This window comes from Helicobacter sp. L8 (assembly GCF_003660355.1).
In the GTDB taxonomy this organism is placed as follows: Bacteria; Campylobacterota; Campylobacteria; order Campylobacterales; family Helicobacteraceae; genus Helicobacter; species Helicobacter labacensis.
Window position 1 is genome coordinate 183287 of record NZ_QXQR01000002.1, and the last position, 23447, is coordinate 206733.

Below are 23447 nucleotides of genomic sequence, written 5' to 3' on the forward strand. Positions count from 1 at the left end.
TTAAAAGAGACTAGGCGTTCAATACACCTGTTTACTTAAGTAAACAGAAGACATGCTATATTTCCAGCATGGAAGTCGCAAGGTTTCCAAATACACGAAAGGAGCAAGCTATGAGCAGCAACAGCAATAACAGCAACAGCAGCAGGAACAACAGCAGCAACAGCAATAACAGCAACAGCAGCAACCGCAACAACAACAACAGCAACAATAGCAACAATAGCAACAACCAAGACTAGTTGCTCCAAGCCCCCAGCTGGGGGCTGGCAACTCCGCCTCCCCGCCTCTTTTTTACTCTCAAAAGTCCCAATTGTATCGTAATTCCGCTTTCATGTCAAGCCCCATTGCATAGAAATCCCTTGCGCTTGCAAAAATGTTTGCGCTTTAACAAAAACCCCACTACCCAGAAAAAAAGGGGGTTTGTGCTGGGCTAGGGGACTAGGGTGGGGGGCACATAAGATCAAGTGCTGGGGGTTTTTCACTAGGCATTGGCACTTTTCTTGGGCGAGCTTGCCTAAGAAAATAAAAACCAAGGGGCGTTCTAATTTGGAGAGCTGGGTTAAAATCCCGTTTGTGAAGTGTTCCCAGCCTAGATGCGCGTGTGATTTGGGGCGTTCTTGTTCCACGCTTAAAAGCGCGTTTAGCAACAGCACACCCTGTTTAGCCCAACCTTCTAAATTGCCATGGGAGGGCTTGGGGATATTTAGACTCTGGTGCAATTCTTGGTAAATATTTTGCAAACTCTTGGGGATGGGTGCGTGGCTGGGGACACTAAAACTCAAACCCATCGCCAAGGGGTAAGTGCGCTGGTGGTGCTTAAAGACACCATGGTAGGGATCTTGACCTAGTAAAATCGTGTGCAATGTTTCTAAAGGGGTAACTTCAAAAGCTTTGAACAAGGCACTAGGCAGGGGAAAAACAAGCTTTTGGCGCGCTTGGGCTTGGATTAGGGCTTGCTTGTAATTCTCATTGAGGGTAGCAAAGGCTTGGCTTTGGGTGAGGGGCTCTAAAAGAGCACTCCAAGAGGTATTAGCCAAACGCGCTAGAGCGTAGAAAAGCAAGACAACCCCCTCGTTTAATGGTAGAGATGTTCTACCCCATAAAAGCCCGGAGGCTGACCAATAAGCCATTTAGCTACCTGCAAAGCTCCCTTAGCAAAGATGTTGCGCTCCGTAACCACATGTTCTAACTCTAAATACTCCCCATCTAAATAAAAGCCCACCACATGCTTACCCACTACATCACCCCCGCGCACACTCGCAAAACCGATTTCTTCTTCTTGGCGCGGGGCATCTCTGTGCGCCATGCAAACCTTTTCAAAATCCCAACCTCTAGCCTGCGCACACGCCCGCCCCAAATGCAAGGCAGTTCCGCTAGGTGCGTCCTTCTTGTAACGGTGGTGGGTTTCTACAATCTCAATATTGGCGTGTTTTAAGTCTTTGGCGATCATAGAAGTTACCTTAAGGAGCACAGCCATGCCCAAGGACATGTTAGAGGAGTGCAAAATAGGGATCTGCTGGCTTAACGCGCGTAGATCCTCCCACACTTGCGCGCCTAAGCCCGTTGTGCCAGAAACTAGAGGCAGGGGGTGTTTATGCAGGGCGGCTAATAAAGAAGGCAGGGCTTGGGGCAAGGAAAAGTCGATCACCAACGCGCAATGGGCTAAGAACTGTTCTAAATCGTTGGTAACAAAGGTGTTTTCAGGGAGAATTTGGATCAAGGAGGGGCTTAGAGTTTTGCGCACAAAGACGCTAGAGAGACATAGATCGGGGTGTTTCTTCGTCTCTTGCACCAGCAAACGCCCCATGCGCCCACTCGCCCCAAAGATACCGATATTAAGCATTAGGGGTGCGCATCCAAATAGGCGATGGCGGAAAGCGCAGCAGTAGCCCCATCTCCAGCCGCGCAGACCACCTGTTTAGGGGCTTGGGAACGCACATCCCCTGCAGCAAACAGCCCTTTTAAATTGGTTCTCATAGACAAATCCACCATTACAGACCCGTATTCATCACAGGCACAAAGCATGCGCCCATCCTCTTGTTTTAAAATTTCGTTATTGACCTCATAGCCTACAAAAATGAAAATGGCGGGCACTTGGAGCGTTTGTAGCGCGCCACTATCGGTGTGTTTGATCACAAGCGCGCCCACACCACTAGCATCACCCCGAATCTCCTCCACCAGTGCTGGAGTCAAAAACTCGATCTTGGAGTTTTGTTTGGCATGTTCGATGGTGATGGGCGCAGCCCTAAAATGTGTGCGCCGGTGGATCAAATACACCTTGCTACACATTTTACTCAAGTAAATCGCCTCTTCTAAAGCCGTGTCCCCACCCCCTAAAACAGCCACTTCCTTATTCTTATAAAAAAAGCCATCGCAAGTTGCGCAGGTGCTAACCCCCCTGCCCCAAAATTCTTCCTCGCCCTTGATACCCGCCTTTTTAGGGCGACCCCCCGTGCTCAAGATCACACTCCTTGCCTCTACACTGCGCCCATCTTCTAGCTGGATCGTGTAGAACTTCCCCTGCCAACCCAAACGCACCACAGAAGCCATCTCATGCCTGAGTCCAAAGCGAAAACACTGCTCTTGCCAAGGTTGCATAAAATCCATGCCACTTAGAATCTCTTTGACTCCCGGGTAATTTTCAATTTCGCTACTTTGGACGATCTGCCCTCCGGGCATGCCTTTTTCAAATAGCACAACCTCTTTTAAACCTCCCCTTGTGGCGTAAAGCCCAGCACTCAAACCGGCCGGTCCGCCTCCAATAATGCCTAGATCAATCATAGTAACTTGTCAATGTGTTCTTTAAGAGATTGCTTGGAAAGTGCTCCGACAGTTTGGTTTTGCACGACTCCATCTTTCATATAAAGCACGGTGGGGATACTTCTAATACCAAATTTGGCGGAGAGCTCTTCTTGTTCGTCCGTATTGACCTTACACACCTTCGCCCTGCCCTCATATTCGCTAGCCAACTCGTCAATCACAGGGGAGAGCATCTTACAAGGTCCACACCAAGGTGCCCAAAAATCCACCACAACCGCGCCACTACCAGTTACGCTTTCAAAATTCTCACTGGTTAACTCAATGTAATTTGCCACAATCACTCCTCAAATTTTAGTTAGAACGCCCATTTTATAACACTAAAGATAAAGTCCACCTTACTCTAACCATCCAATGTTTTCTAGCCACTCGATCGTATGGTGTTGCAAACTCCCCTTGATCAGTAGCGCGTCAATGCAATAGGGCATGTCATGGGCATGCTTTTGTAAGTAAACTTGGATGGTCTTAGCAAGACGAGCAAGCTTGGCACGCGTGAGGGCGTAAATGGGCGAAGTGTGTTGGCGTTGCTTGACCTCCACAAAATGCAAAACTCCCCCCCGCAAAGCGATGATGTCAATCTCCCCAAAAGGGCAACTAAAATTACGCGCCACGACAACACAGCCACGATCAACTAAGTAAGCACAGGCTAATGCTTCAGCGGCTAAACCTCGATCACGACTCATACACACAAAAAGCACGCACGCGCTGAGAGCATGACTCTAAGCTAGCTAGAGCTGTTTGCAAATGGGAGTCTAGGGTGGGCTGGGTGATACAAATGCTTAGGGATGATTCTACATGGTGGCTGGCTAAAGCGATGCCATGGTCTTGGAGCGCAGATTGCAAATTAGGAAAATCAAAAGCCATGGTGCGCAAGTAATAGGGTTGGGGGATTTGTGTGTGCGCATAGGTGATCAACTCCACAAGGGGGGCGGGCTTGGGGTTTTTAGCCACCCCCATTAAATCGCTCACCACCGCGCTCGCGCTTGCCAACCCCCCTGCTCCCGCCCCATAAAAGAAAGTTTCGCCCACGCAGTCCCCCACCACTTGCACGCCATTCATCACCCCATGCACTTGGGCTAAGAAATGCCCTTGAGGGATGAGAGTGGGGCGCACGCTTAGGGCAAGATGCCTACCTTGGCGTTGCGCGCGGGCTAGAAGTTTGATGGAATAGCCCAAGTGTTTGGCTTGTTGTATGTCCACATTTTCGATGTTCTCAATGCCCTCTAAATAGGCAAGTGTGGGGTGGGTGTGGAAAGCCAAAGTGGCTAAGATCAAGAGTTTGTGCGCGCTGTCTTCTCCATTAATATCCAAACTAGGATCAGCCTCTGCGTAACCCAAAGCTTGGGCTTGTTGCAGGGCTTGTTGGAAGTTTGCGCCCAATTGCATCTGCTCTAAGATAAAATTGCTTGTGCCATTCAAAACACCGCTAAGCTGGCAAATCTGATTAGCCCCAAGCCCATCTTGGAGCGCGCTGATAATGGGGATTCCCCCTCCTACGCTAGCCTCAAACCCCAAGGGCTGTTTAGCCATTTGGCTCAAGCTGTGGTAGTGCTGTGCCAGCATGGCTTTATTGGCTGTAACAAAGGCTTTATTGCGGTTTAGGACCTGTTTGGCGATCCCAAAAGCCTCTTGCACGCCCCCCATTAACTCCACTACAATGTCAATGTCTGGATCGTCTAAAATGTCTTGCACGCGATCGCTAAGGGGGAAATGTAACGCGCGCTTTTTGCTCAGATCGCGCACCACACCCCTGTGTAAGCGCAAGCGCGCCCCACAGCGTTGGGCGATCCAATCTTGGTTGCGCTGTAAAATCTCCACTACCCCCATCCCCACGCAACCAAGACCGATGATACCAATGTTTAAAGTGCGCATACAGCTCTAGAAACTTGAGCTAGTGTCTACAACCACATCCCCCCCCACAACACGACTTGCTCCCCCCTTGCGCGCGCGCCACCTCCTGCTCTGAAGCCTCTTTTAAATCCAAGAGTTTGATGTGGAAAGTGAGGGTTTTGCCCGCTAAAGGGTGGTTGTAGTCCAACATCACCATCTGTTCGCTAAAGTCCTTCACACTTACCTGCACACTTTGTTGATCCTCACCTTGTCCAAATAAGGTCATGCCTCTTTTGAGTTCGATTCCCTCAAATTGATCTCTGGGCACTTCTTGCAAATAATCCGTGCGATAAAGCCCATAAGCTTCTTGAGGGGGGATGTCCACGACTAGCTTTTCTCCAATATTAACCCCCTGAAGAGCTTTTTCCACGCCCACAATCACCTGCCCTGCGCCTAGCACAAACTCTAAGGGCTTTTTGCTCGCGTCAATGACTTCTTGGGTTTGAGGGTCGATCACTTGGTATTCAATGGTGGCTACTTGTGCTTTTGTTGGCATTGTTGGTGTCCTTTGTATGAGATTTTGTGTCTTTTGCTAGGGCGTTTAACGCTCTTTTGCCTTGATCGCTCTCAGGGTAGAGATGAGAGAGGGAACGCAAGAACTTGACATGGTTGTTTTGATCGCCCAAGAATTTGAACGCCCATGCCGTGTGCCACAATAAAACGGGCATGTAGTCGGCTCTATCCTTGAGGAGCGCGCTTTTCTTGTAGAAAGCGATCGCGTCTTTGTAGTGCTTTTGCATGTAGGCTGATTCGCCGGCCATGTAGTTGTGGTAGGCAGGTTTGTAATTGATCTCAGCTAGCCATGCAAAGCGTGGTTGCGCTTGGTTAAAGCGCTGTTGGTGGTAGAGTTCTAGGGCTTCTTTGGCGATGGTTTGGCGTTTGGCTGGGTTTTTCTCAAAGGCGCTCTCTGGTGAGGGTGTTGTGGCTTTGGAGGTAGCACTTGCCAAACGCGCAATCTCTTTGAGTTTCTTGGCATTGAGGCGCGCTTGATCTTCAAGGGAAGTTTGCAAAGACTGCAATTTGGTAGCAAAATCGCTATTCATTTGGGTCAAGAGCATATTCATGCCATTGAGTTTTTCATCTAGCTGGTTGAGGGCGTTCTTATTAGCCTCCACCTGAGATTTGAGTGAGTCTATCAAGCTGGCTTGCTCTTTGAGCAAATTCCCCTGCATCTCTTGGGTGCTTTTCAGGGTTTTAAGGGCTTGATCATGCGTGTTTAGCGCATCGCTGACTTCTTTGAGTTTTACCCCCTGCCCCTCAAAGACGCTCTTGAGTCCCTCTTGGCTTTGCAATAGGGCATCAGTTTGCCCCTTGAGGGTGGTGATGATGCCCTGTAAACTCTTATTGCTGGATTTGAGCGCGCCTAGCTCTTGCTTGGTCGCTCCGCTTTGCAAGTCAAAGGCAGAGGGTTCAGCACTTAAAGCCCCTCCCACAAAGCACAAGAGATAAAATAGGCGCATTACTCAACGACTTTAACATCTACCCTTCTGTTTTTTTGATAACACTCTTTGGTTTTCTCTTGGCAGATGGGCTTGGTTTCCCCAAAACTTACGACTTGGATTTCAGACTCATCAATACCCTTGAGCACCAACGCCTGTTTCACGCTCAAAGCCCGTTTATTGCCCAGCGCAAAATTGTATTCTCCCGTGCCAAATTCATCGGTATTGCCCTCTAAGCGCACTTTCATTTTATACTCTTGCACTTTTTGTGCCCCCTCATCGATGGCATCTTGCATGTCTGGGCGGATATCGTATTTGTCAAAGTCAAAATAGACCTGGCTGACGATTGTGCCACTTTCTATATGGGGTTTGGGGGGTTCTGGTTCGACTTTGGGGGCTTCTTGGTGTGCCTCTTCAGGTTGCACGGTCTGGTTTTGCACAGGTTGTTCCTGTGTCTGGGGTTGTTGCGCGCTCTGGGTCTGCGGAGGTTGAGGGGCTTGCGCTTCTTGGTGCGCACAGCCCGTAATCACCAGAAACACCGCTAAAGTCCCTGCCACTGCCCATTTATTCATGATGCTCCTTTGTGCTTTTTTGCAAAAATCCTTTCATTGTAGCCTTTTTTCTCTTAAACTACCAATCAAAGGACTGGATTTGGGTGTTCTCTAGGGGAAAGAGGTAACTTTGGTTGTAATCTAGCAACAACACCCCTAAAGCGTTTTGCTGGGCGGCTTTTTTTAAGAACATGATCGCCCCCCCATCCCTAGAGAAACGGGGCATTTGATTCACCCCGCTGGCTGTCAAGCGGCGCACATAATCGCTTTTGAGGGTGATAAGATGCAGGTTAAAACTACTCTGCCCATTGGCATCGCGCTCTGAGCGATTCACATAGACAATATTATCCCCAGAAGTGGCGACCGAATCGTTGTTCTTAGAGTAGAAAACCACTTGCTCGACTGGCGCGTCCGGCTTGAGCTTTTTAAGATAAATATTAGGATAACCCATGCGATCGGAAACAAAGACCATAGCTTTTTCGTGATCGACAAAATTCCCCAGCACATCAATGCCCGGGTAGGAAGTCAAGCGGGTTTGGGTTTTTTTGGTGGTGTCATAGAGAAAAATATCACTCTGGCCTTCTGGAGCTAGCGTGAGGAGTAATTTCTCCCCATCTTGGCTCACACTGGACACAGCAGCCATGCCATCGCTTTGGGTGATGACTTCACTAGAACCATTGCGCAGGTTGTATTTGATGATAGTGGGTTTGCGTAGGTATTGGGTGTAATAGATCGCGCTCTGTGCGCCATCAGCCCATTTGGGAAAGACATTGAGCATGCCATTGTTGATGATGTCTTGCTGGTAAGTCAAGCTGTAATCGGCTACAACGATATTAGTTACCCCGGGTCTTATGTATTTGGCAAAGACCACAAAGCGCGCCATCCAAGCAATGGAGGGGGCTTTGAGCGCGTCATTGACATCAATGGCAACTTTGTGCGCGATAAAGGGGAAGAGTTCTTTTTTGGTGAAGACATAGTCTTTGATTCCCAAAATATTTTGGTGGGCGACATCGTAAAGACGCACATTGATTTGTCCAAGTTGATCCACACGCAAGCTGACTAATAGTTCAACCCTCTGTCCTGCTAGCGCGCTGTAGTCTATGTTTTCGCTTTGCGCGCCCGCCCCGATCGCCTCTGCATGGTTGCTGATCTTAAGATCGGAGAGTAGCATGTTATAAATTTTAGAAAGATAGGGTTCTTGGGCGTTATTGAGGTAGCGCACTTCTACTTTGGGTAATTTTTGGATGTTCTTCACAATATCCAAAGTCGCATCCACCCCAAAGAGATAAGTTTGGAGTAGCACGATCCATAAAAACCGCATCATTGATCCTTTGTCTTAAAATTAACTTTGAGGGTGATCGCCCCCTTGGGGTAGGGGGGAAATTTTTGGTTTTGCAAGGAGTCTAAGAGGTGTTCGATCTCTTGGTTGTAGTCTGAAAAGGGCGAATATTCCACAATAGCGTAACTAAACTGCCCTGTGGCTGATATGCTAATGAGAGCCCCCACAGAAGCGACTTGTTTGAAGTTGAGTTTCCAGCGTCCATAGAGAATCTTATACAATTCTTGAAACCACTCTTGGTATTCTTGCTTGGATATCTGTTCTTGTTTGGGCACTTGAAAATCAATGCTCTTGTGTTGCAGGGTGTTTAGCTGTGTTTTAATTGTATTTAGACTGCTTTGCAAATCTTCAAAAGCTTGTTGGTGCTGGTTGAATTGCATGCTATCTAATAAGGCGCGTTGCAATTGGCGTTGCTTGGTTTGGCTGGGAGGTGAGGGCTGTTTGTCAGGAATAGCAGCAAACATACCACTCACCCCCAAATCCTCAAAGGGGTTGGGCGCGCTATCTAGCATCAAGGATACATCAAAACTCTCTGGAATAACAACCCTTTTTGGGGGAGTGTGCCAGAGTAATAAGATAAGCAAGATCGCATAACACGCGCAAGCTAAGATTCCAGATCCAATAGCTAGCTTTTTATCCATCACGCGCTAGTGATCAAAGACACCTTAGAAAACCCCGCCTCTCTAATGCTTTTTAGCAAGTAGATGATCTTCTCATAGCTCAAGCGTTTGTCAGCGCGTACATAGATCGCGGTGTTTTTGTCGTAACTACCTGCCAGCGCGCGGAAAGCGTCTGGAAAAGTAGCGTAGCTATAGGTCTTATCGTGGATGTAAATCTTGCCTTGTAAATCCATGCGGATTTCTAAAACATGGTTGCGGTTGGCTTGTTTATTCTTCGCGCCTTTGGGCAAAGAAATCTGTTCATGGTAAGTGATGGTGGGGGTAGCGACCATTAGGATTGCAAGCAAGACTAGCATAATATCCACTAAAGGGGTGATATTGAGATCGGGTTTGTCTAAATCCCAGTGTTCCGCCTCAAACACCGCTAACCCTCTCTAGCGATCAACATATCTATTTGCATTTGCACACAGACAGAGAGATCGTAAACCTTGCGCTTTAGGATCAAGAAGAACGAATAGGCTGGAATTGCGGTTAGAATCCCTGCAGCAGTGGCGACTAGGGCTTTAGAGATCACAGGGGCGATCACATCAAAGGAAACCTGAGTTCCCAAACGCCCAAAGGCGTTGAGAATCTCTACCACAGTGCCAAAGAGCCCAATAAAAGGGGCGGTGGAGGCGATGATACTCAACACCACCAAGCCCGTGGTGTTTTGTTGCAGAACTTGATTTTTCCAAACTAGCAAGAGCTCCTTAGAAAAACGCCCTGCGCTTTCAAAGAGCTTGAAACTCAACATGCTGGCATTACCCGCCATCAGAGCTTCTAGGGCTTGGCGTTCTTTGAGGATATTGGTGCGGATAGCGACATACTTGTAAAAAAATACCCACAGAGTCAAAATAAAATAGAGAGATAGACAAGCCAACACCACAATGGTAACAAACCCACTCTCATAAAGGAAATTTTGTAAAGAAGCCACGCCTACCTCAAACCTCGCGTTTCAATGCGCGCGATCACGCTAGAGATGGCTAATCTATCGGCTGTCGCGTCTTCTAAGAGTTTTTTAGCCTTGTAAACTTCATCATCGCCCTTGATAAACACCGCCCCATCGGCTAAAATATCCACACTGCTATGCTTGACCTCCACATACCCCCAGCTAATGGCGATGAGACTACTTTCTTGGTTGCGCTCGATCTCAATCACCCCACTTTTGAGCAAGGACACCATGTTGCTATGCCCCTGTAAGACTCCAAACTCCCCCTCTGCCCCGGGCAAGGTGATGCGATCCACCTCCCCTGAAAAAATCAACCCCTGAGGCACGACAATACTCACGGCTAATCCCATATCTATCCTTTATGACGCGCTCTTTTGATCCTTGCCCTCTGCCTTCATTTTCTCGTATTTCTCCACCACTTCTTGGATATTGCCCACCATGTAAAAGGCGTTTTCGGGCACATTGTCGTATTTGCCCTCCAAAATTCCCCCAAAGCCCTCTAAAGTTTCTTTCAAGGTTACATATTTGCCCGGACTGCCCGTAAAGACTTCGGCGACAAAGAAGGGTTGGGATAAAAACTTCTCAATTTTACGCGCCCGCCCGACAATTTTTTTATCCTCCTCAGAGAGTTCGTCCATCCCTAAAATGGCGATAATGTCTTGCAAGTCTTTATACTTTTGCAGGATCTGCTGAATCCCTGTAGCCACCCTATAATGTTCCTCGCCAATCACTTGGGGGTCTAAAATCCTAGAAGTGGAGTCTAGGGGGTCAACGGCTGGATAAATCCCCTTTTCAGCAATCTTGCGATTCAACACCGTGGTGGCATCTAAGTGCGCAAATACAGAAGCGGGCGCAGGGTCTGTTAAGTCGTCCGCAGGCACATACACCGCCTGCACAGAAGTGATCGAGCCATTCTTGGTCGAGGTGATGCGCTCTTGGAGTTTGCCCATTTCGCTAGCCAAAGTGGGCTGGTAACCCACCGCTGAGGGGATACGCCCTAGTAGCGCAGACATCTCAGCTCCGGATTGGGCGTATCTAAAGATGTTGTCAATGAACATCAAAATATCAAGCCCCTTTTCATCTCTAAAGTATTCTGCCATGGTCAGGCCGGTGAAGGCGATACGATTTCTAGCCCCCGGAGGCTCATTCATCTGCCCATAGCACAACGCCACCTTGTCTAACACCCCTCCCTCCTTCATTTCAAAGTAAAGGTCATTGCCCTCCCTCGTGCGCTCCCCCACCCCCGCAAAGACAGAATAACCGCTGTGTTTGTAAGCCACATTGTGGATGAGCTCCATAATAATGACAGTCTTGCCCACCCCCGCTCCTCCAAAAAGCCCCACCTTCCCGCCTTTAGAATAGGGAGCGAGCAAATCCACGACTTTAATGCCCGTTTCAAACATTTCGGTTTTGGTGCTCTGATGTTCAAAAGAAGGCGCACTTCTGTGGATAGGCCAAGTCAAAGGTTCTTTTAAACGCTCACCCCCATCGATCACTTCCCCTACCACATTGAAAATGCGTCCCAAGACTTCTTCGCCCACAGGCACTTCAATCATCTTGCCACGCGCTAGCACCTTTTGCCCTCTTGTGAGTCCCTCTGTCATGTCCATCGCGATGGTGCGCACGCGTTTATCCCCCAAGTGGGCGGCTACTTCTAACACCAAATGTTTAGCCTCCCCATCAAAATCATAAAGAACATCCAGTGCCTCGTAAATAGCGGGCAGGTAGTCTTCAAATTGCACATCTACCACAGGTCCCATGACCTGAATAATTTTGCCCTCACTCCCCTTATCTTGATTATTTGCTGTGTGTGCTGTATCCATCTGCTCTCCTCAAAAACTACTTAATGGCTTCTACGCCCGCGTTGATCTCCACAAGCTCGGTGGTGATCGCCTCTTGTCTAGCCTTGTTATAGGAAATGGTCAAGCTCTTCACTAAATCCCCGGCATTATTGGTCGCCGTGTCCATCGCCTGCATGCGCGCGCTATGCTCTGCTGCTAAAGAATCTAGCAAGGCGTAATACATGTTAAAGTCGATGAATTTCTTAGCTAGCGCGTCTAAAATGATCCCCTCCTCATCATCTGGTTCAACCACAATTCCCTCTTGGGAACTTGGGTTAAGCTCTACAAAGTCCAAGGGCAAAATCTGTTGCACGCGCAACTCTTGGGAGATCATATTTTTAAAACCATTGTGCACGATCAACACGCTGTCGGTCAAACCATTCAAATAGTCCTGCACTGCCCCATCAATAAAAGCACTCGCGCGCTCGTAATCCGGCGCACTACTTAGATCGATCGCCTTATCTAATAAGTCAATTCCATTGTAGCTAAAGTAAGCCACACCTTTTTTACCAATCCCCCTTAGGCGCACTTTCACTCCCTTAGTCTTGTAAAGATTGATGTAGCGCAACACTTCTTTAATGGTTGCCATGTTGAATCCCCCACATAGTCCCTTGTCTGCGGTAACAAAGATGATGTCTAGCTTTTGGATAGCCGGATGTTCGAGTTGGGCGAAATACTTGCTCTCAATCCCCTTGATATTGCGCGCCTTGATCTTGGCACAAATATCCCCCACTACCTCATTGAGCTTTTCGGCAAACACCCTCGATTTTTTGGCGACCTCTTCGGTCTTTTTGAGTTTGGAAGTGGAAACCAACTTCATCGCACGGGTGGTTTTTTGGGTGTTCTTGACGCTGGCGATCTTTTTTCTAATATCTTTGAGACTCCCACCCATGTTAAAAGCCTAATTTAAATTCTTCGATGGCCGCCTTTAGCGCGGCTTCTAAATCTTTGTCTAGAACCTTTTTGGTGCGGATGTCTTCTAGGACATTGGGGTATTTGGATTCCAAAAAGGGATAGAGTCTCTCTTCAAAAGAAACCACCTTATTGGCCGGCACATCGTCCAAAAACCCCTTCACCCCGGCATAGATCATCACAATTTGTTTTTCAATGGGCAAAGGCGAATAGGGGGGTTGTTTGAGCACTTCTACCATACGCTGTCCACGCTCTAGCTGTTTGCGACTGGCTTCATCTAAATCCGAGGCAAACTGGGAAAAGGCTTGCAACTCCCGATACTGGGCTAAATCCAAGCGCAAGGTCCCAGCCACCTGCTTAGTGCCTTTAATTTGTGCTGCCCCACCCACCCTAGAGACAGACAGCCCCACATTGATGGCGGGGCGAATTCCTGAGTAAAACAGATCGGTTTCTAAGAAGATCTGCCCGTCCGTGATGGAGATCACATTGGTGGGGATGTAAGCGGACACATCGCCTGCTTGGGTTTCAATGATGGGCAGGGCAGTTAGAGAACCCGCCCCCCTATCATCACTCATCTTAGCGGCGCGCTCTAATAGTCTAGAATGGATGTAAAACACATCTCCGGGAAAAGCCTCGCGCCCGGGAGGACGGCGCAAGATCAAAGAAATCTCCCGGTAAGCTACGGCGTGCTTACTCAAATCGTCATAAATAATCAGCGCATGTCTACCGTGATCTCTAAAATACTCTCCAATGGTTACACCCGCATAGGGGGCAAGGTATTGCATGGCTGGGGAAGCGGAGGCAGAGGCGTTCACCACCACGCTGTATTCCATCGCGCCGTATTCCTCTAATTTACGCACCACCTGGGCAACCGTAGATTCCTTTTGCCCGATTGCCACATAGATACAGATCACATTTTGATCTTTTTGGTTGATGATGGTATCCACCGCCACCGTAGTTTTACCGGTTTGTTTGTCCCCGATGATGAGTTCTCTTTGCCCCCGCCCAATGGGCACTAAGGCATCGATGGCTTTGATTCCGGTTTGCAAGGGCTCATGTACGGATTTGCGATCCATAATCCCTGGGGCCTTTTGTTCCACAAATCTAAATTCTTCAGCACCTATGGGACCCTTGCCATCAATGGGATCGCCCAAGGTATTGATCACCCTTCCTACAACAGCGTCCCCCACAGGCACTTTCATAAGTTGCTTGGTGCGCTTGACGCTAGTGCCCTCCTTGATATGCTTACCTCCCCCTAACACAATCACCCCAATGCTCCCCTCTTCAAGATTGGAGGCTAGCCCGCGATCTCCCGTGTCAAACTCCACCACCTCATAGGACATCACATCTTTAAGCCCATAGACTTTCGCCACCCCATCGGCATAGGCAATCACACGCCCCACTTGGGTGATATTGATCTCTGGGGCAAAATTTTCAATCCTCTCCTTAATGATTGCGCTAATCTCTTCTGCTTTTAGCTTTAACACTCTCTCTCCTTGTCTTTAAATCGCTTCCATAATAAAATGCTTGAGTTGGTGCAAGAAGTGATTTTTATAGAAAGCCACCTCTATGCCTAGATCGGGAATTTGTAAACAAATACCCTCTTGTTCTACCAACACGCTCTGTAAACTTAGAGTGATGTTCAAAAGCGCGCAAACGCGCGTCTCTAACGCGCTTAAATCTGGCACTTCCTGATTGCAATACAAATAACCTTGGTAGGCGTTTTGCTGGCGTTGCACCCACGCGCACAATTCTTTATACACTTGGGGCAAAATACCAAAGCGCTTATGCTCGCCCACTACCTCTAAAAAGCGTTGGAAACGCGCATCATTATCCTGGGCGACATCGGCTAAGATCGCCTGCTTGGCGGTATTGGGGTAGTAGGGGGATTGTAAAACCTCTATAAACTCTTCTATTTCATAGAGCGCGCACACGCGTTCCAAGGCTTGGAGCGCGCTCTGCAAGTCATCGCTAAAACTCTCTCTAAAGGCGCGCGCGTATCGTTTGGCTACGAGATTCATAAGAGTGCCTTATGTTGGAGTAAGCGCATGTAAGCTGAAGAATCAAAGCGCGTCTTTTGGGATTGGAACAACGCATCCAAGAGTTCACCCACCACCTCCTGCTGGACGCGTAGCTCCTCTTTATGTTTTAAGTCTTGGTTGTCTTTGATGAGTTTCTCTATGGCACTCTTGGCTTGTTGTTCGTATTTCTGGGTGAGTAAAAAAGCCTCTTGTTTGGCATTGGAGATAATTTGTCCAGCCTCTTGTTTAGCCTGTTCTAAGGCTTTAAGGGCGTTTTCCTTTTCCTCTTTGATGGCTTGGCGTTGCTCTTGTAAGCTATTGAGTCGGCTTGCGATCTTAGCGCGTCTTTGCTCCAACATGCGCTTTAAAGGACCACTGATGCAATACCACACCAAAGCGGCAAACAAAATAAAGTTGACAATTCTTAGCACGATGTCCGTTTGGGAGATGTCATGACCTGCCCCCCATAAAAACACCCCACTGCCTAAGATTCCAAATAATACATGGCGCACCAAAGCACCCCCTACATTTGAGATATTTTCTGTTGTAAAGACAACTCTAGGGCAGGTAAATCTTGGGACAATTGTAGTTTCAACGCGCTTTTACTTTCCTTTAACCCTTGCATAAACACCTCTAAGTCCTTTTGTAAATCGCTTTCCTTTTGGGCTAACACATGCTCATAATCCTGTCTAGCCTTTTGCAAACTCTCTTGCAAAATCTTGTTAGCCTGGATATGGGCTTCTTTGCGCTGGTGATCGGCCTCTTGTTTCAAACGCGCGATCTCTTGACTGGTTTTCTCGATAAACTCCCCATCCTGACCGATCGCCCCCTGGCGCGCGTCCATGTTGGCTAGCATGGGCTTGTAAATCCACGCATTAGATAGCCACACCAGCACCAAGAAAGTCAAAAATACCACCAACATCAAATACACATTGATCGAAATATCCACGCTTGATCCTTGCTTAAAAGCTCGATTCTAACAAAGCTTAGCTTAAATCACCTAGCCCCATAATAGACTTTTTCTCCAATTTGCAACCCCCCATCCTCCAACACCAGCGCATCACTTAAAGGGATTTTTGCCCCAGCGTGGTGGAAAAATACAGAGCGGTGGTGTTGGCTAAACTCTAGGCGGTAGGCTTGCAACACCTTTGCCCATGCAATGCCCTCTTGCACGCGCGCTAAAAAGCGCCCTAATAACGCGTCTTTATCCACCCCCTCTAGCGCGCTATAGTGGCGCGCCTTGAGATTAAGCCCAATCCCACACACTATACTAGCGCGCACGATCTGACTCATCACGCCCCCGATCTTAGCCTCTCCTTTATAGAGATCATTGGGCCACTTCAACCACACCTGCGCGTTTTGTAAGCTCTCTTTAAAGAGATAGCCAAAATACACACTCCAACTCTGTTTAGGCACATCGCTAGGTAGCTTTTCTAAGGGCAGGGCAAATGAAAAACTCAGGGCTTCTTCTACTTGTTCCCACCTACAGCCCCGACTCCCTACGCCAGCGCTTTGGGTCTTTGCTACCACGCACACGGGCGATTTGAGTGCACCGGTTTTAAGTTGCGCCACCAAATAGAGCTGGGTAGAGGGAAGACTCTCAAAGGTGATGATCTCCATCATGTTAGCACACTCCCCACACCCAAGCGCCTCCCAAGTAAATAAGTCTTTGCTCCCATTTTTTGTTTACTGGGGGCTTGTAAATGGGCGATTTTAAGCACACCATGCGCGCAACCCACTATAACGCTCTCATCTTCTAGGGCTAAGATACTCCCGGGCGCGTGCGCGCCTTGTTCTTGTACTAATTCTACCCCAAAGAGTTTTAATCCACTGCTTAAAAACACGCCCGGCCATGTATAATAGGCTAGAGATGTTAAAAACACCTTCTTAGCGTCTAAAAAATCTACTAGCCCATCTTGTTTGGTGATTTTAGCGCAGTAACTCGCTTGGCTGTGATCTTGAGGGATGGGTTTAAAGGGCTTGGATAAAACCTCTATTAAGGCTTGTGCGCCCAGCGGGGCTAACAAGTGGGCTAACTCTTCTATATTCATGTAACGCTCTTTTTTAACACGGGCTATCCCCAAAATGTCGCCCGCGTCCATTTGGGCGTTCATGGCGATCACACTCACCCCAAATTCTGGCATATCTTTTAAAATCATCTCCTGCATGGGCGATGCGCCCCTAAATTGGGGTAAGATAGAAGCGTGCAAATTCACACAAGGGGCGATGTCCAAAAGGGCTTGGGGTAAAATTTTGCCATAGGCCACCACCACAATCACATCGGGCTTAAGGGCGCGCATTTGTTCTAACACCAACGCGTCTAATTTAGCCGGTTCAAAAATAGGAATCTTTGGATAGGCATGTTGCAAAAATAACCTAGTGGCAGAAGGCTTTAGCGTTTTAGCGCGCCCAAAGGGCTTACTAGGTTGGGTAAAAAGCGCGGCGATGTCAAAGTGGCGTTCTAAAAGAGTGGCTAAGACAATTTGGGCGAAAGGAGGCGTTCCCATGAAAACTAGACGCATGCGTATTCTCACAAAGAGATAGCCTTTTCCCAGATGGCTAAGGCACACAGAACACCAAGATGCTCTGCTGTGTTTCCACCCTGAAGCGCTGTCTTTGTATCCCATTGCATAGGTCTGAAAAAAGGCGGACTTCACCTTAACATAATATTGCTTATGCTTTGTTAAAATAAAGGACCTAAGGAGAGAGAGTGAAGACGCATTATTATACTTACCTAGTTTTTTTGTTATTATTTTTTGTGGGTTGCACCGGACATCGTTCGGAATTCGCGCATTTTGATCAAGCCTACTACTCTCCGCTTGGTTTGCAAAATGCCTATAGCTTTTCTAGCAAAATGAGTCTCAAGGATCATAAAGACGGATCTTTATGGGAATTGCAAAGAGGCATGAGCGCGTTGATGTTAGGGCGTTACCAAGATTCCATTGTGGCGCTTGATGCGGCCGAAGCCCAATTTAACCACCATATCAATCTTTTCAATAAATCCTTGAGCAATGTGGGCGCGGTTTTAGTCAATGACAATGTCAAAACCTATGTGGGAAGCATTTATGAGAGCGTGTTGATGAATTACTACAAGGCGATGGACTACTTGATCATAGGCGATCCCAATGACGCGCGCGTGGAGTTTAACCGCGCCAATGACAGGCAAAGGCGCGCTAAGGAGTTTTACTACAAGCAAATTCAAAAAGCTATTGACAAAATGCACGAAAAGAGCTCCTCTAGATTGAGCGCGCAGGATTCGGATTCTAAGGTGCAGGAGGTGCTGCAGGAGGATTATTCCAATTTGGATCGTTTCAGTGCTTATAGCGACTTGATTAACCCGGCTGTGTCCTACCTTTCTGGGTTATTTTTCGCCTTGGATAATGAACGCGCTAAGGGCATTGATTATCTCAAAGAAGCCTATGGGATTAGCCATGTCATCACCATTGGTGAAGATCTGCTCTTTTTCCAGCACCCCTCTTTGCAAAAATTCACATGGGTGTTTATTGAAGATGGCAAACAAGCCACTAAACAAGAATTTAAAATCACCCTCCCCCTCCCTCTAGCCCAAGGGATGTATACCGCAAGCCTAGCCCTGCCACAATTAGTAGATGGGGTAGATTTCCACACCAGTTTTAGCTTGAACACCACCCACCAGCAAAACAAGTTTGAAGAATTGGTTTTATTAGACGATCTCATCGCCAATGAGTTTAAAAAACAACTCCCTTACATCATCACGCGCGCCATCACCTCAACGATCTTGAAAGTGGGTTTAGAAGCCATTTCTAACCAATACTTAGGGGTGCTAGGAGGACTGTTTTCTTCGCTCTATGCAGCTGTGAGCACTTCGGCAGACATCCGCTCCCCTAGCGTTTTCCCGCGTAGGATTTACACAGCGCGCGTGAGTAACACCCCCAACGAGCGCGTGCGTGTGTTAGCCGATGGGCAAGATATTTACAATTTCACGCTACTAACCTGCCAAGCGTCTGTGCCCTTGTCTCCCGACACTTTTTGTGCCAACAAGCACAATATTATCTACATTAGGAGTTTTGGTTACTCCAGTGTGGTGAAAGTTTTATGGTAGTTGGAATTTTATGTTAGAATAACACTTTTTGAAGGAGAAGTCATGTTTGCTAGATGTCTGTTGTCTTTGGGCATTATCCCTTTATTCTTGCAAGCCCATGGCGCGCCACATTGGTACCAGAATTTCAAGGGCGATTCAGCGTATTTCTATGGCAATGGAATGGGGGACACCAAAGAGATCGCCAAGCAAAAAGCCCTGAACGATTTAGCAAGCGGAATCGTGGTGAGCGTGTCTTCTACCACCACCAGCCAAACCACACGGGATAACAACACTTTAAACAAGCATTCTAGCCAGAATATCCGCCTAGTGGTGGATTCGATCAAGTTTGTCAATGTCAAGACAGACAAACAAGAATGCGCCCACCACACCTGTTATACCCGTCTCAAACTCAACAAGAACATGTTCTTAAACACCTTAGCCAAGCGTTACCGCAATCTCTACAACACTCTGAGCACCCTGCACCCCCAAGAGGGTTGCAAGGGCATTTTCTTAAAAGAGATGCATAAGTTGCAAAGCACCCTCTCCCAAGCCATGCCTTTGCAAGAAATCTTAAACGCTTATGGGCGGGGTGTGGCTTCTCTAGCCCCCTATCAAGAGCTCATCAAGGAGAATAGCCCGCGCCCTAAGGCAAATCTTATCTACGCGCCCGGCTCGGATGCAGAGATTTCTGACGCGCTCACGGGACAATACGCGCGCTTTATCCAGCAATCTAGCGATCCGGGCTTGTATAGCATTGAAAATAAGATCTATGAGAGCACGGCAAATGGCTTGTTCCATATCGGGCTCAACCTCAATATCAAGGATTGTCAGGGTAATATCGTCTATTCTAAAATCCTAAACGCCGACCAGCCCGATCGCAGCGCAGCTATTGAACGCATCAAAGCCCAGGCGTTCAAGCAATTGCGCAATTACCAACAAGGTGTGGGCGCGGGCACGGCCGATGTGGATAATAATAAGATCGACTTCTAACTCTAGCCCCTTTTTGGGCGGGTTTGCCTAGAAACACAGAGCCTTTCATCTCCTCAGGCGGGCTAGACGCTCTGCCCCACAATGGGGCAGTGCTGACCTTGCTTGTCATCACGGGGATGACCCACAAACAAAGTTATAAAGATATCGCGATTGTGGCGGTGATCATCCCCATTTTTGCCCTAGTGGTGGGGATGGCTTTAGCCAGCGTGGGGATTTATTAGGCTTATGCATCACCTGCCCTAAAAATTACATCGGTGGGGCATTCCTCCATAAGGAGGACACAATCGTTCGATCTTTGTTTTCTAGGCAAGAGTAAAGTCAAAGTCTAGTTTCTAACAACCTCTTAGTATAGGGGCTTTTGGGCGCGCTAAAGACGCTTTCTACACTCCCGCTCTCCACCACTTGCCCCCTCTCTACCACCAGCACAGAATCACAAATGCTCTCAATCACATCTAAATCATGGCTAATAAAAAGATAGCTCAAATTGAGCTTTTCTTGCAATTCTAGCAATAGCCCTAACACCACCTTTTGCATGCTCTTATCTAGTGCAGAAGTGGGCTCATCCATCACCACCACCTGCGGGTGCAAGATGATCGCCCGGGCGATCGCCACCCTTTGGCGTTGCCCCCCACTGAGCTCAAAGGGGTAGTAAGTGAGATATTTTGCCTCCAAGCCCACAGCCTCTAAGCTGGCTTGCGCTACCTCTACATCCCCCCTGCCTCCCACTCCGTAAAAAGCCTCTAGCAAAATCTCTTGCACGCTCCAACGCGGGTTTAAGGACGCATAGGGGTTTTGAAACACCATTTGTAAGGACTTGCGGTAGGGCTTAAAACTCTTGCGATTGAGCTGACTGACATTTTGCCCTAGCACAAATTGCTCTCCTACTGAATTGATGAGTTTTAAAATCCCCAAAGCTAGCGAACTCTTACCACTGCCAGACTCCCCGATAATGCCCAAAGTTTGGCGCGCGTGCAGGCATAAATTCACCCCCTGAATGGCGATGCGCACCTTATTAGCTCCCAAAAAGCGTTTTTGCACATACTGCACCCCAAAATCTTGTAATTTCAGGGTTTCTTGCCCCTGTTGCAGGGGTTTTTTACGGGGCAGGTGGCGCGCCTCTAAGAGTAATTTAGTCGTAGGGTGGATGGGGTTAGCAAAGAGGGTTTTAATCTCATTGTGCTCGCATAATTGCCCACTCTGCAAGACATAGACATATTCAGCCAGCCACTGCACCGCGCCTAAATCATGGCTGATGAGCAAAATCGCCATGTTGTTTTGCACGCTCAAGGTCTTTAAAAGCTCTAAGATTTGTAATTGCACCTGCGCGTCTAGGGCGGTGGTGGGTTCATCACAGATCAAGAGTTTGGGGCGGTTGATAATGCTCATAGCGATCGCCACGCGCTGGTTTTGCCCCCCGCTGAGTTGGTAGGGATAACGCTCCAGCAAATCCATCCCCAAGCCCACTTGAGTCATTGCCTCTTCAAGGCGTGCGTTAAACTCTTGCTTGGGGCAGGTTTTATGCAGGCGCAAACTCTCTATAATTTGAGTTTTGATCTTGTGTAAGGGATTGAGCGCGCTTAGGGGTTCTTGGGCGATGTAGGCGATGTCCTTACCTCTAATAGCGCGCAATTGCGCGGGTTTTAAGCGCAAAAGGTCTTGATCCTCAAACAAGATTTTACCCTTTAGGGGGCGCACAAGGGGGGTGAGTTGTAAAATCAGGCGGGCTAGCGAGCTTTTTCCACTCCCGCTTTCCCCCACCAAAGCCACCCTTTGGGCGGGTTTGATCTCCAAAGTGATCTCTTGCAATAAAAAATCCTGCCCTACGCGCGCGCTCACGCAATCTAAGCGCAAAAGGGGTTTATTTGAAGTTGGTGGCATCAAAGGCATCTCTTACTCCTTCTCCAATGAAAACCAAAATAGAGAGCAATAGCGCGATCGCAAAAAAGCCCGCTAGAGCTAAATGCGGGGCGTAGAGATTGTTTTTACCCTGTTCTAACAGCTCCCCTAAGGACGCGCTCCCAATAGGCATCCCAAAGCCCAAGAAGTCCAAACTCGCCAACGCCCCTATACTGCCAGCCATGATAAAGGGGATATAAGTCGTGGTCGCCACCATCGCATTAGGCAGAATGTGATAAAAGATCACGCGCGCATCGCTCACCCCTAAGGCATAAGAAGCGCGCACATAGTCCATATTACGCCCCCTGAAAAACTCCGTGCGCACCACTTGGGCTAAACCCATCCAAGAAAATGCCAGCACCAAAGCCAAAAGCCACCAAAAGCTAGGAGTGAACATGCTGGAGAGAATGATGAGCAAAAAGAGCATGGGTATCCCGCTCCAAATCTCAATAAAGCGTTGCCCCAAGAGGTCTAAAAGCCCTCCATAATAACCCTGCAACGCCCCCACCCCCACCCCCACCACCACGCTAAAGCCACTGAGCAAAAGCGCAAAGAGGATAGAAACCCGATACCCATAGACCAAGCGCGCCAACACATCGCGGGCTTGATCGTCCGTGCCTAGCCAATGTTGCCAACTCGGAGGCGTGGGCGCGCTTTGCTTTAAATCCATCACAATGGTGTCGTAAGAATAGGGGATAAGAGGGCGGATCACAAAAGCGTCTTTGAGCAGATGATTTTTGACATAGGGGTCGTTATAATCCGCACTGGTGTAAAAATCCCCCCCGAAAGTGGTTTCTGGGTAGTCTTTAAAGATGGGAAAATACGCCTTGTGGTCTTTGTAAATAAACAGGGGCTTGTCATTCACCCACAGCTCCGCGCCCAAGCAGAGCACAAAGAGGGCGACAAACACCACCAACGCCCACAACGCCCGCCTATTGTCCTTAAACGCCCGCCAACGCCTTGCATGCACACTCACCATATTTAACCCCTTATGACAACTTTTAAGTATTTTACAGCAAAAAGATACCAAAGAGGCTTAGTAGCACAGCATTGGGGCTTATCGTCTACGCCCACACGCCAAAGCGCGTCCCACCTCACTCAATCCCATTTTTCTCCTCCCATGTTTGGCAGTAGTGTTTTTTGTAACAACGATCCTCTAGTGTGTCTAGCACATCATTATTAATTGCGTCCATATAAATTTTCTTGCCATCGCGTTTTTGGCGGTAAAAGGGATCGGGATCGCCATCAAAAGCACCGGTGTAGCTGTGCAAGACATAGCGATCGCCCTCTTGCTTGAAGAGCAGAGTCTGTGATCTGAAGGTGGTGCTATCGCATTCTATAAAAGACTCCTCAATCTTTAACACAAACGCATCTTTTTTAAACTCCATGCTAATTTGTGAGCTCTTAGATGCGGGGTATAAAGACAAACAAAAACCCTCAAATGTTCGTGCATCCTTGCTGATATTAAAGCACATCAAGCGATGATCAATGATATGTTTATAGTCAGTGTATGTGTATGGAGAAGCATTTGCGATGAATAAACGCATCACCACACCACAATACAAAGTCTTCCCTACATGGGCTTGACTCACCTCTGTAGTGTGGGCGTTGGCAATAGCAGAGGGGACAAAATTAGAATCAAGTTTTTGGGCAAAATGATCTATTTTGTTAGCCAAATAAGAAGAATCATAATCACACTCCACCCCCCACGCCACATTAGCTAGAAAGCACAAAAGCCCCAATAGCGCGCTTAATCTAGTCAATCCCATTTTTATCCGACCATGTTTGGCAATAACCTTTCTCATAGCAACGATCCTCCAAATCATCTAATACATTGTTATTAATTTTATCCATAAAAATGCGCTTGCCATCTCTTTTTAGGCGATAAATGGGATCCATAGAGTAGTCCCCTTTGTAGTAAAGTTACCCATTGATGGCTTTTAAGAGGATGTCCAAGAGAAACGCATCTTTTTTAAATTCCATGTTGATTTCAAATAAAGGGGACTGAGGATTTAACAAGCAAGCTAAATCCCCAAAGGAGCATACACTCTATACGACGCCACTAACACCCATCTTGATTTTTACA

At 47.9% G+C, this 23447-nt stretch carries 30 protein-coding genes; 3 read left to right on the forward strand and 27 right to left on the reverse strand.

Annotated features, from left to right (window positions below):
- Window positions 1-35: 35 nt before the first annotated feature.
- From EAO37_RS09190 to EAO37_RS02130, 23 genes are all read right to left on the reverse strand, one after another.
- Window positions 36-245, reverse strand: coding sequence for a hypothetical protein (locus EAO37_RS09190; protein ID WP_162982928.1), 210 nt, complete (start codon window positions 243-245; stop codon window positions 36-38).
- 81 nt (window positions 246-326) lie between these two features.
- Window positions 327-1058 carry a uracil-DNA glycosylase gene (gene ung / locus EAO37_RS02025; RefSeq protein WP_120951227.1) on the reverse strand — a complete coding sequence of 244 codons (732 nt, stop codon included), beginning with the start codon at window positions 1056-1058 and terminating at the stop codon, window positions 327-329.
- Between the two features lie 14 nt (window positions 1059-1072).
- Window positions 1073-1840 (reverse strand): 4-hydroxy-tetrahydrodipicolinate reductase, encoded by a 768-nt coding sequence (gene dapB / locus EAO37_RS02030; protein WP_120951229.1) that lies wholly within the window; start codon window positions 1838-1840, stop codon window positions 1073-1075.
- On the reverse strand, window positions 1840-2778 hold the full coding sequence (gene trxB, locus EAO37_RS02035; RefSeq protein WP_120951231.1) for a thioredoxin-disulfide reductase: 939 nt from the start codon (window positions 2776-2778) through the stop codon (window positions 1840-1842). Before trxB ends, dapB begins: the two co-directional genes overlap by 1 nt.
- Entirely contained in the window at window positions 2775-3092 is a 318-nt protein-coding gene (trxA, locus tag EAO37_RS02040) for a thioredoxin (RefSeq protein ID WP_120945528.1), read from the reverse strand. Before trxA ends, trxB begins: the two co-directional genes overlap by 4 nt.
- Before the next feature lie 60 nt (window positions 3093-3152).
- Entirely contained in the window at window positions 3153-3497 is a 345-nt protein-coding gene (locus tag EAO37_RS02045; RefSeq protein ID WP_120945530.1) for a YraN family protein, read from the reverse strand.
- A complete protein-coding gene (locus tag EAO37_RS02050; protein WP_120945532.1) occupies window positions 3487-4686 on the reverse strand; it encodes a homoserine dehydrogenase in 1200 nt (399 codons plus the stop codon). The genes EAO37_RS02045 and EAO37_RS02050 overlap by 11 nt, the downstream gene beginning before the upstream one ends.
- A 19-nt stretch (window positions 4687-4705) precedes the next feature.
- The gene (locus EAO37_RS02055) at window positions 4706-5200 is read right to left on the reverse strand and encodes a peptidylprolyl isomerase (RefSeq protein ID WP_120945534.1); all 495 of its coding nucleotides are present in this window, start codon (window positions 5198-5200) and stop codon (window positions 4706-4708) included.
- Window positions 5169-6164 carry a hypothetical protein gene (locus EAO37_RS02060; protein ID WP_120945536.1) on the reverse strand — a complete coding sequence of 332 codons (996 nt, stop codon included), beginning with the start codon at window positions 6162-6164 and terminating at the stop codon, window positions 5169-5171. Before EAO37_RS02060 ends, EAO37_RS02055 begins: the two co-directional genes overlap by 32 nt.
- Window positions 6164-6715: an OmpA family protein gene (locus EAO37_RS02065; RefSeq protein WP_120945538.1), complete on the reverse strand. Its 552-nt coding sequence runs from the start codon at window positions 6713-6715 to the stop codon at window positions 6164-6166. The genes EAO37_RS02060 and EAO37_RS02065 overlap by 1 nt, the downstream gene beginning before the upstream one ends.
- Window positions 6716-6773: 58 nt before the next feature.
- On the reverse strand, window positions 6774-8015 hold the full coding sequence (tolB, locus tag EAO37_RS02070; RefSeq protein ID WP_120951233.1) for a Tol-Pal system protein TolB: 1242 nt from the start codon (window positions 8013-8015) through the stop codon (window positions 6774-6776).
- Window positions 8015-8674, reverse strand: coding sequence for a TonB C-terminal domain-containing protein (locus tag EAO37_RS02075; protein ID WP_120945542.1), 660 nt, complete (start codon window positions 8672-8674; stop codon window positions 8015-8017). Before EAO37_RS02075 ends, tolB begins: the two co-directional genes overlap by 1 nt.
- A complete protein-coding gene (locus tag EAO37_RS02080) occupies window positions 8674-9075 on the reverse strand; it encodes a biopolymer transporter ExbD (protein WP_120945544.1) in 402 nt (133 codons plus the stop codon). Before EAO37_RS02080 ends, EAO37_RS02075 begins: the two co-directional genes overlap by 1 nt.
- Before the next feature lie 2 nt (window positions 9076-9077).
- On the reverse strand, window positions 9078-9626 hold the full coding sequence (locus EAO37_RS02085) for a MotA/TolQ/ExbB proton channel family protein (protein ID WP_120945546.1): 549 nt from the start codon (window positions 9624-9626) through the stop codon (window positions 9078-9080).
- A 2-nt stretch (window positions 9627-9628) separates the two neighbouring features.
- Window positions 9629-9991, reverse strand: coding sequence for an ATP synthase F1 subunit epsilon (gene atpC / locus EAO37_RS02090; protein WP_120945548.1), 363 nt, complete (start codon window positions 9989-9991; stop codon window positions 9629-9631).
- A gap of 9 nt (window positions 9992-10000) precedes the next feature.
- Window positions 10001-11464: a F0F1 ATP synthase subunit beta gene (gene atpD, locus EAO37_RS02095; protein ID WP_120951235.1), complete on the reverse strand. Its 1464-nt coding sequence runs from the start codon at window positions 11462-11464 to the stop codon at window positions 10001-10003.
- A 16-nt stretch (window positions 11465-11480) separates the two neighbouring features.
- Window positions 11481-12374, reverse strand: coding sequence for an ATP synthase F1 subunit gamma (gene atpG, locus EAO37_RS02100; protein WP_120945550.1), 894 nt, complete (start codon window positions 12372-12374; stop codon window positions 11481-11483).
- 1 nt (window position 12375) lies between these two features.
- Window positions 12376-13881: a F0F1 ATP synthase subunit alpha gene (gene atpA, locus EAO37_RS02105; RefSeq protein WP_120951237.1), complete on the reverse strand. Its 1506-nt coding sequence runs from the start codon at window positions 13879-13881 to the stop codon at window positions 12376-12378.
- A gap of 15 nt (window positions 13882-13896) precedes the next feature.
- Complete coding sequence (locus EAO37_RS02110; protein WP_120951239.1) at window positions 13897-14415, reverse strand: F0F1 ATP synthase subunit delta; 519 nt, start codon at window positions 14413-14415, stop codon at window positions 13897-13899.
- On the reverse strand, window positions 14412-14927 hold the full coding sequence (locus tag EAO37_RS02115) for a hypothetical protein (protein WP_120945598.1): 516 nt from the start codon (window positions 14925-14927) through the stop codon (window positions 14412-14414). Before EAO37_RS02115 ends, EAO37_RS02110 begins: the two co-directional genes overlap by 4 nt.
- A gap of 11 nt (window positions 14928-14938) precedes the next feature.
- Window positions 14939-15364 (reverse strand): F0F1 ATP synthase subunit B', encoded by a 426-nt coding sequence (locus tag EAO37_RS02120; protein ID WP_120945556.1) that lies wholly within the window; start codon window positions 15362-15364, stop codon window positions 14939-14941.
- Between the two features lie 47 nt (window positions 15365-15411).
- On the reverse strand, window positions 15412-16038 hold the full coding sequence (locus EAO37_RS02125) for a biotin--[acetyl-CoA-carboxylase] ligase (RefSeq protein ID WP_240451690.1): 627 nt from the start codon (window positions 16036-16038) through the stop codon (window positions 15412-15414).
- Window positions 16035-16937, reverse strand: coding sequence for a methionyl-tRNA formyltransferase (locus EAO37_RS02130; RefSeq protein WP_120951241.1), 903 nt, complete (start codon window positions 16935-16937; stop codon window positions 16035-16037). Before EAO37_RS02130 ends, EAO37_RS02125 begins: the two co-directional genes overlap by 4 nt.
- Window positions 16938-17125: 188 nt before the next feature.
- Here EAO37_RS02130 and EAO37_RS02135 point away from each other — a divergent pair, with 188 nt between their 5' ends.
- Genes EAO37_RS02135 through EAO37_RS02145 form a run of 3 tightly spaced genes read left to right on the forward strand, consistent with a single transcriptional unit; the run spans window position 17126 to window position 19686 of the window.
- Window positions 17126-18496, forward strand: a complete 1371-nt coding sequence (locus tag EAO37_RS02135; protein WP_205589508.1) for a hypothetical protein — start codon at window positions 17126-17128, stop codon at window positions 18494-18496.
- 42 nt (window positions 18497-18538) lie between these two features.
- Window positions 18539-19465 carry an LPP20 family lipoprotein gene (locus EAO37_RS02140; RefSeq protein WP_120951242.1) on the forward strand — a complete coding sequence of 309 codons (927 nt, stop codon included), beginning with the start codon at window positions 18539-18541 and terminating at the stop codon, window positions 19463-19465.
- Between the two features lie 23 nt (window positions 19466-19488).
- Window positions 19489-19686, forward strand: coding sequence for a hypothetical protein (locus EAO37_RS02145; protein WP_240451691.1), 198 nt, complete (start codon window positions 19489-19491; stop codon window positions 19684-19686).
- A 97-nt stretch (window positions 19687-19783) separates the two neighbouring features.
- On the opposite strand, the gene EAO37_RS02150 is transcribed toward EAO37_RS02145, so the two are convergent.
- The 4 genes from EAO37_RS02150 to EAO37_RS09195 form a co-directional block, all read right to left on the reverse strand.
- The gene (locus EAO37_RS02150) at window positions 19784-21352 is read right to left on the reverse strand and encodes a dipeptide ABC transporter ATP-binding protein (protein ID WP_120951244.1); all 1569 of its coding nucleotides are present in this window, start codon (window positions 21350-21352) and stop codon (window positions 19784-19786) included.
- The gene (locus tag EAO37_RS02155; protein ID WP_120951246.1) at window positions 21324-22340 is read right to left on the reverse strand and encodes an ABC transporter permease; all 1017 of its coding nucleotides are present in this window, start codon (window positions 22338-22340) and stop codon (window positions 21324-21326) included. The genes EAO37_RS02150 and EAO37_RS02155 overlap by 29 nt, the downstream gene beginning before the upstream one ends.
- 115 nt (window positions 22341-22455) lie before the next feature.
- Window positions 22456-23130 (reverse strand): hypothetical protein, encoded by a 675-nt coding sequence (locus EAO37_RS02160; protein WP_120951248.1) that lies wholly within the window; start codon window positions 23128-23130, stop codon window positions 22456-22458.
- Window positions 23117-23260, reverse strand: coding sequence for a hypothetical protein (locus EAO37_RS09195; RefSeq protein ID WP_162982929.1), 144 nt, complete (start codon window positions 23258-23260; stop codon window positions 23117-23119). The genes EAO37_RS02160 and EAO37_RS09195 overlap by 14 nt, the downstream gene beginning before the upstream one ends.
- Window positions 23261-23447: the final 187 nt, after the last annotated feature.

Bases quoted from the DNA above. Each gene is read 5' to 3' on its own strand.
- dapB (WP_120951229.1), bottom strand. From the start codon at position 1,840: ATGCTTAATATCGGTATCTTTGGGGCGAGTGGGCGCATGGGGCGTTTG.
- trxB (WP_120951231.1), bottom strand. From the start codon at position 2,778: ATGATTGATCTAGGCATTATTGGAGGCGGACCGGCCGGTTTGAGTGCT.
- EAO37_RS02045 (WP_120945530.1), bottom strand. From the start codon at position 3,497: ATGAGTCGTGATCGAGGTTTAGCCGCTGAAGCATTAGCCTGTGCTTAC.
- EAO37_RS02050 (WP_120945532.1), bottom strand. From the start codon at position 4,686: ATGCGCACTTTAAACATTGGTATCATCGGTCTTGGTTGCGTGGGGATG.
- EAO37_RS02055 (WP_120945534.1), bottom strand. From the start codon at position 5,200: ATGCCAACAAAAGCACAAGTAGCCACCATTGAATACCAAGTGATCGAC.
- EAO37_RS02060 (WP_120945536.1), bottom strand. From the start codon at position 6,164: ATGCGCCTATTTTATCTCTTGTGCTTTGTGGGAGGGGCTTTAAGTGCT.
- EAO37_RS02065 (WP_120945538.1), bottom strand. From the start codon at position 6,715: ATGAATAAATGGGCAGTGGCAGGGACTTTAGCGGTGTTTCTGGTGATT.
- tolB (WP_120951233.1), bottom strand. From the start codon at position 8,015: ATGCGGTTTTTATGGATCGTGCTACTCCAAACTTATCTCTTTGGGGTG.
- EAO37_RS02075 (WP_120945542.1), bottom strand. From the start codon at position 8,674: ATGGATAAAAAGCTAGCTATTGGATCTGGAATCTTAGCTTGCGCGTGT.
- atpC (WP_120945548.1), bottom strand. From the start codon at position 9,991: ATGGGATTAGCCGTGAGTATTGTCGTGCCTCAGGGGTTGATTTTTTCA.
- atpD (WP_120951235.1), bottom strand. From the start codon at position 11,464: ATGGATACAGCACACACAGCAAATAATCAAGATAAGGGGAGTGAGGGC.
- atpG (WP_120945550.1), bottom strand. From the start codon at position 12,374: ATGGGTGGGAGTCTCAAAGATATTAGAAAAAAGATCGCCAGCGTCAAG.
- EAO37_RS02110 (WP_120951239.1), bottom strand. From the start codon at position 14,415: ATGAATCTCGTAGCCAAACGATACGCGCGCGCCTTTAGAGAGAGTTTT.
- EAO37_RS02125 (WP_240451690.1), bottom strand. From the start codon at position 16,038: ATGATGGAGATCATCACCTTTGAGAGTCTTCCCTCTACCCAGCTCTAT.
- EAO37_RS02130 (WP_120951241.1), bottom strand. From the start codon at position 16,937: ATGCGTCTAGTTTTCATGGGAACGCCTCCTTTCGCCCAAATTGTCTTA.
- EAO37_RS02140 (WP_120951242.1), top strand. From the start codon at position 18,539: ATGTTTGCTAGATGTCTGTTGTCTTTGGGCATTATCCCTTTATTCTTG.
- EAO37_RS02150 (WP_120951244.1), bottom strand. From the start codon at position 21,352: ATGCCTTTGATGCCACCAACTTCAAATAAACCCCTTTTGCGCTTAGAT.
- EAO37_RS02155 (WP_120951246.1), bottom strand. From the start codon at position 22,340: ATGGTGAGTGTGCATGCAAGGCGTTGGCGGGCGTTTAAGGACAATAGG.
- EAO37_RS02160 (WP_120951248.1), bottom strand. From the start codon at position 23,130: ATGGGATTGACTAGATTAAGCGCGCTATTGGGGCTTTTGTGCTTTCTA.
- EAO37_RS09195 (WP_162982929.1), bottom strand. From the start codon at position 23,260: ATGGATCCCATTTATCGCCTAAAAAGAGATGGCAAGCGCATTTTTATG.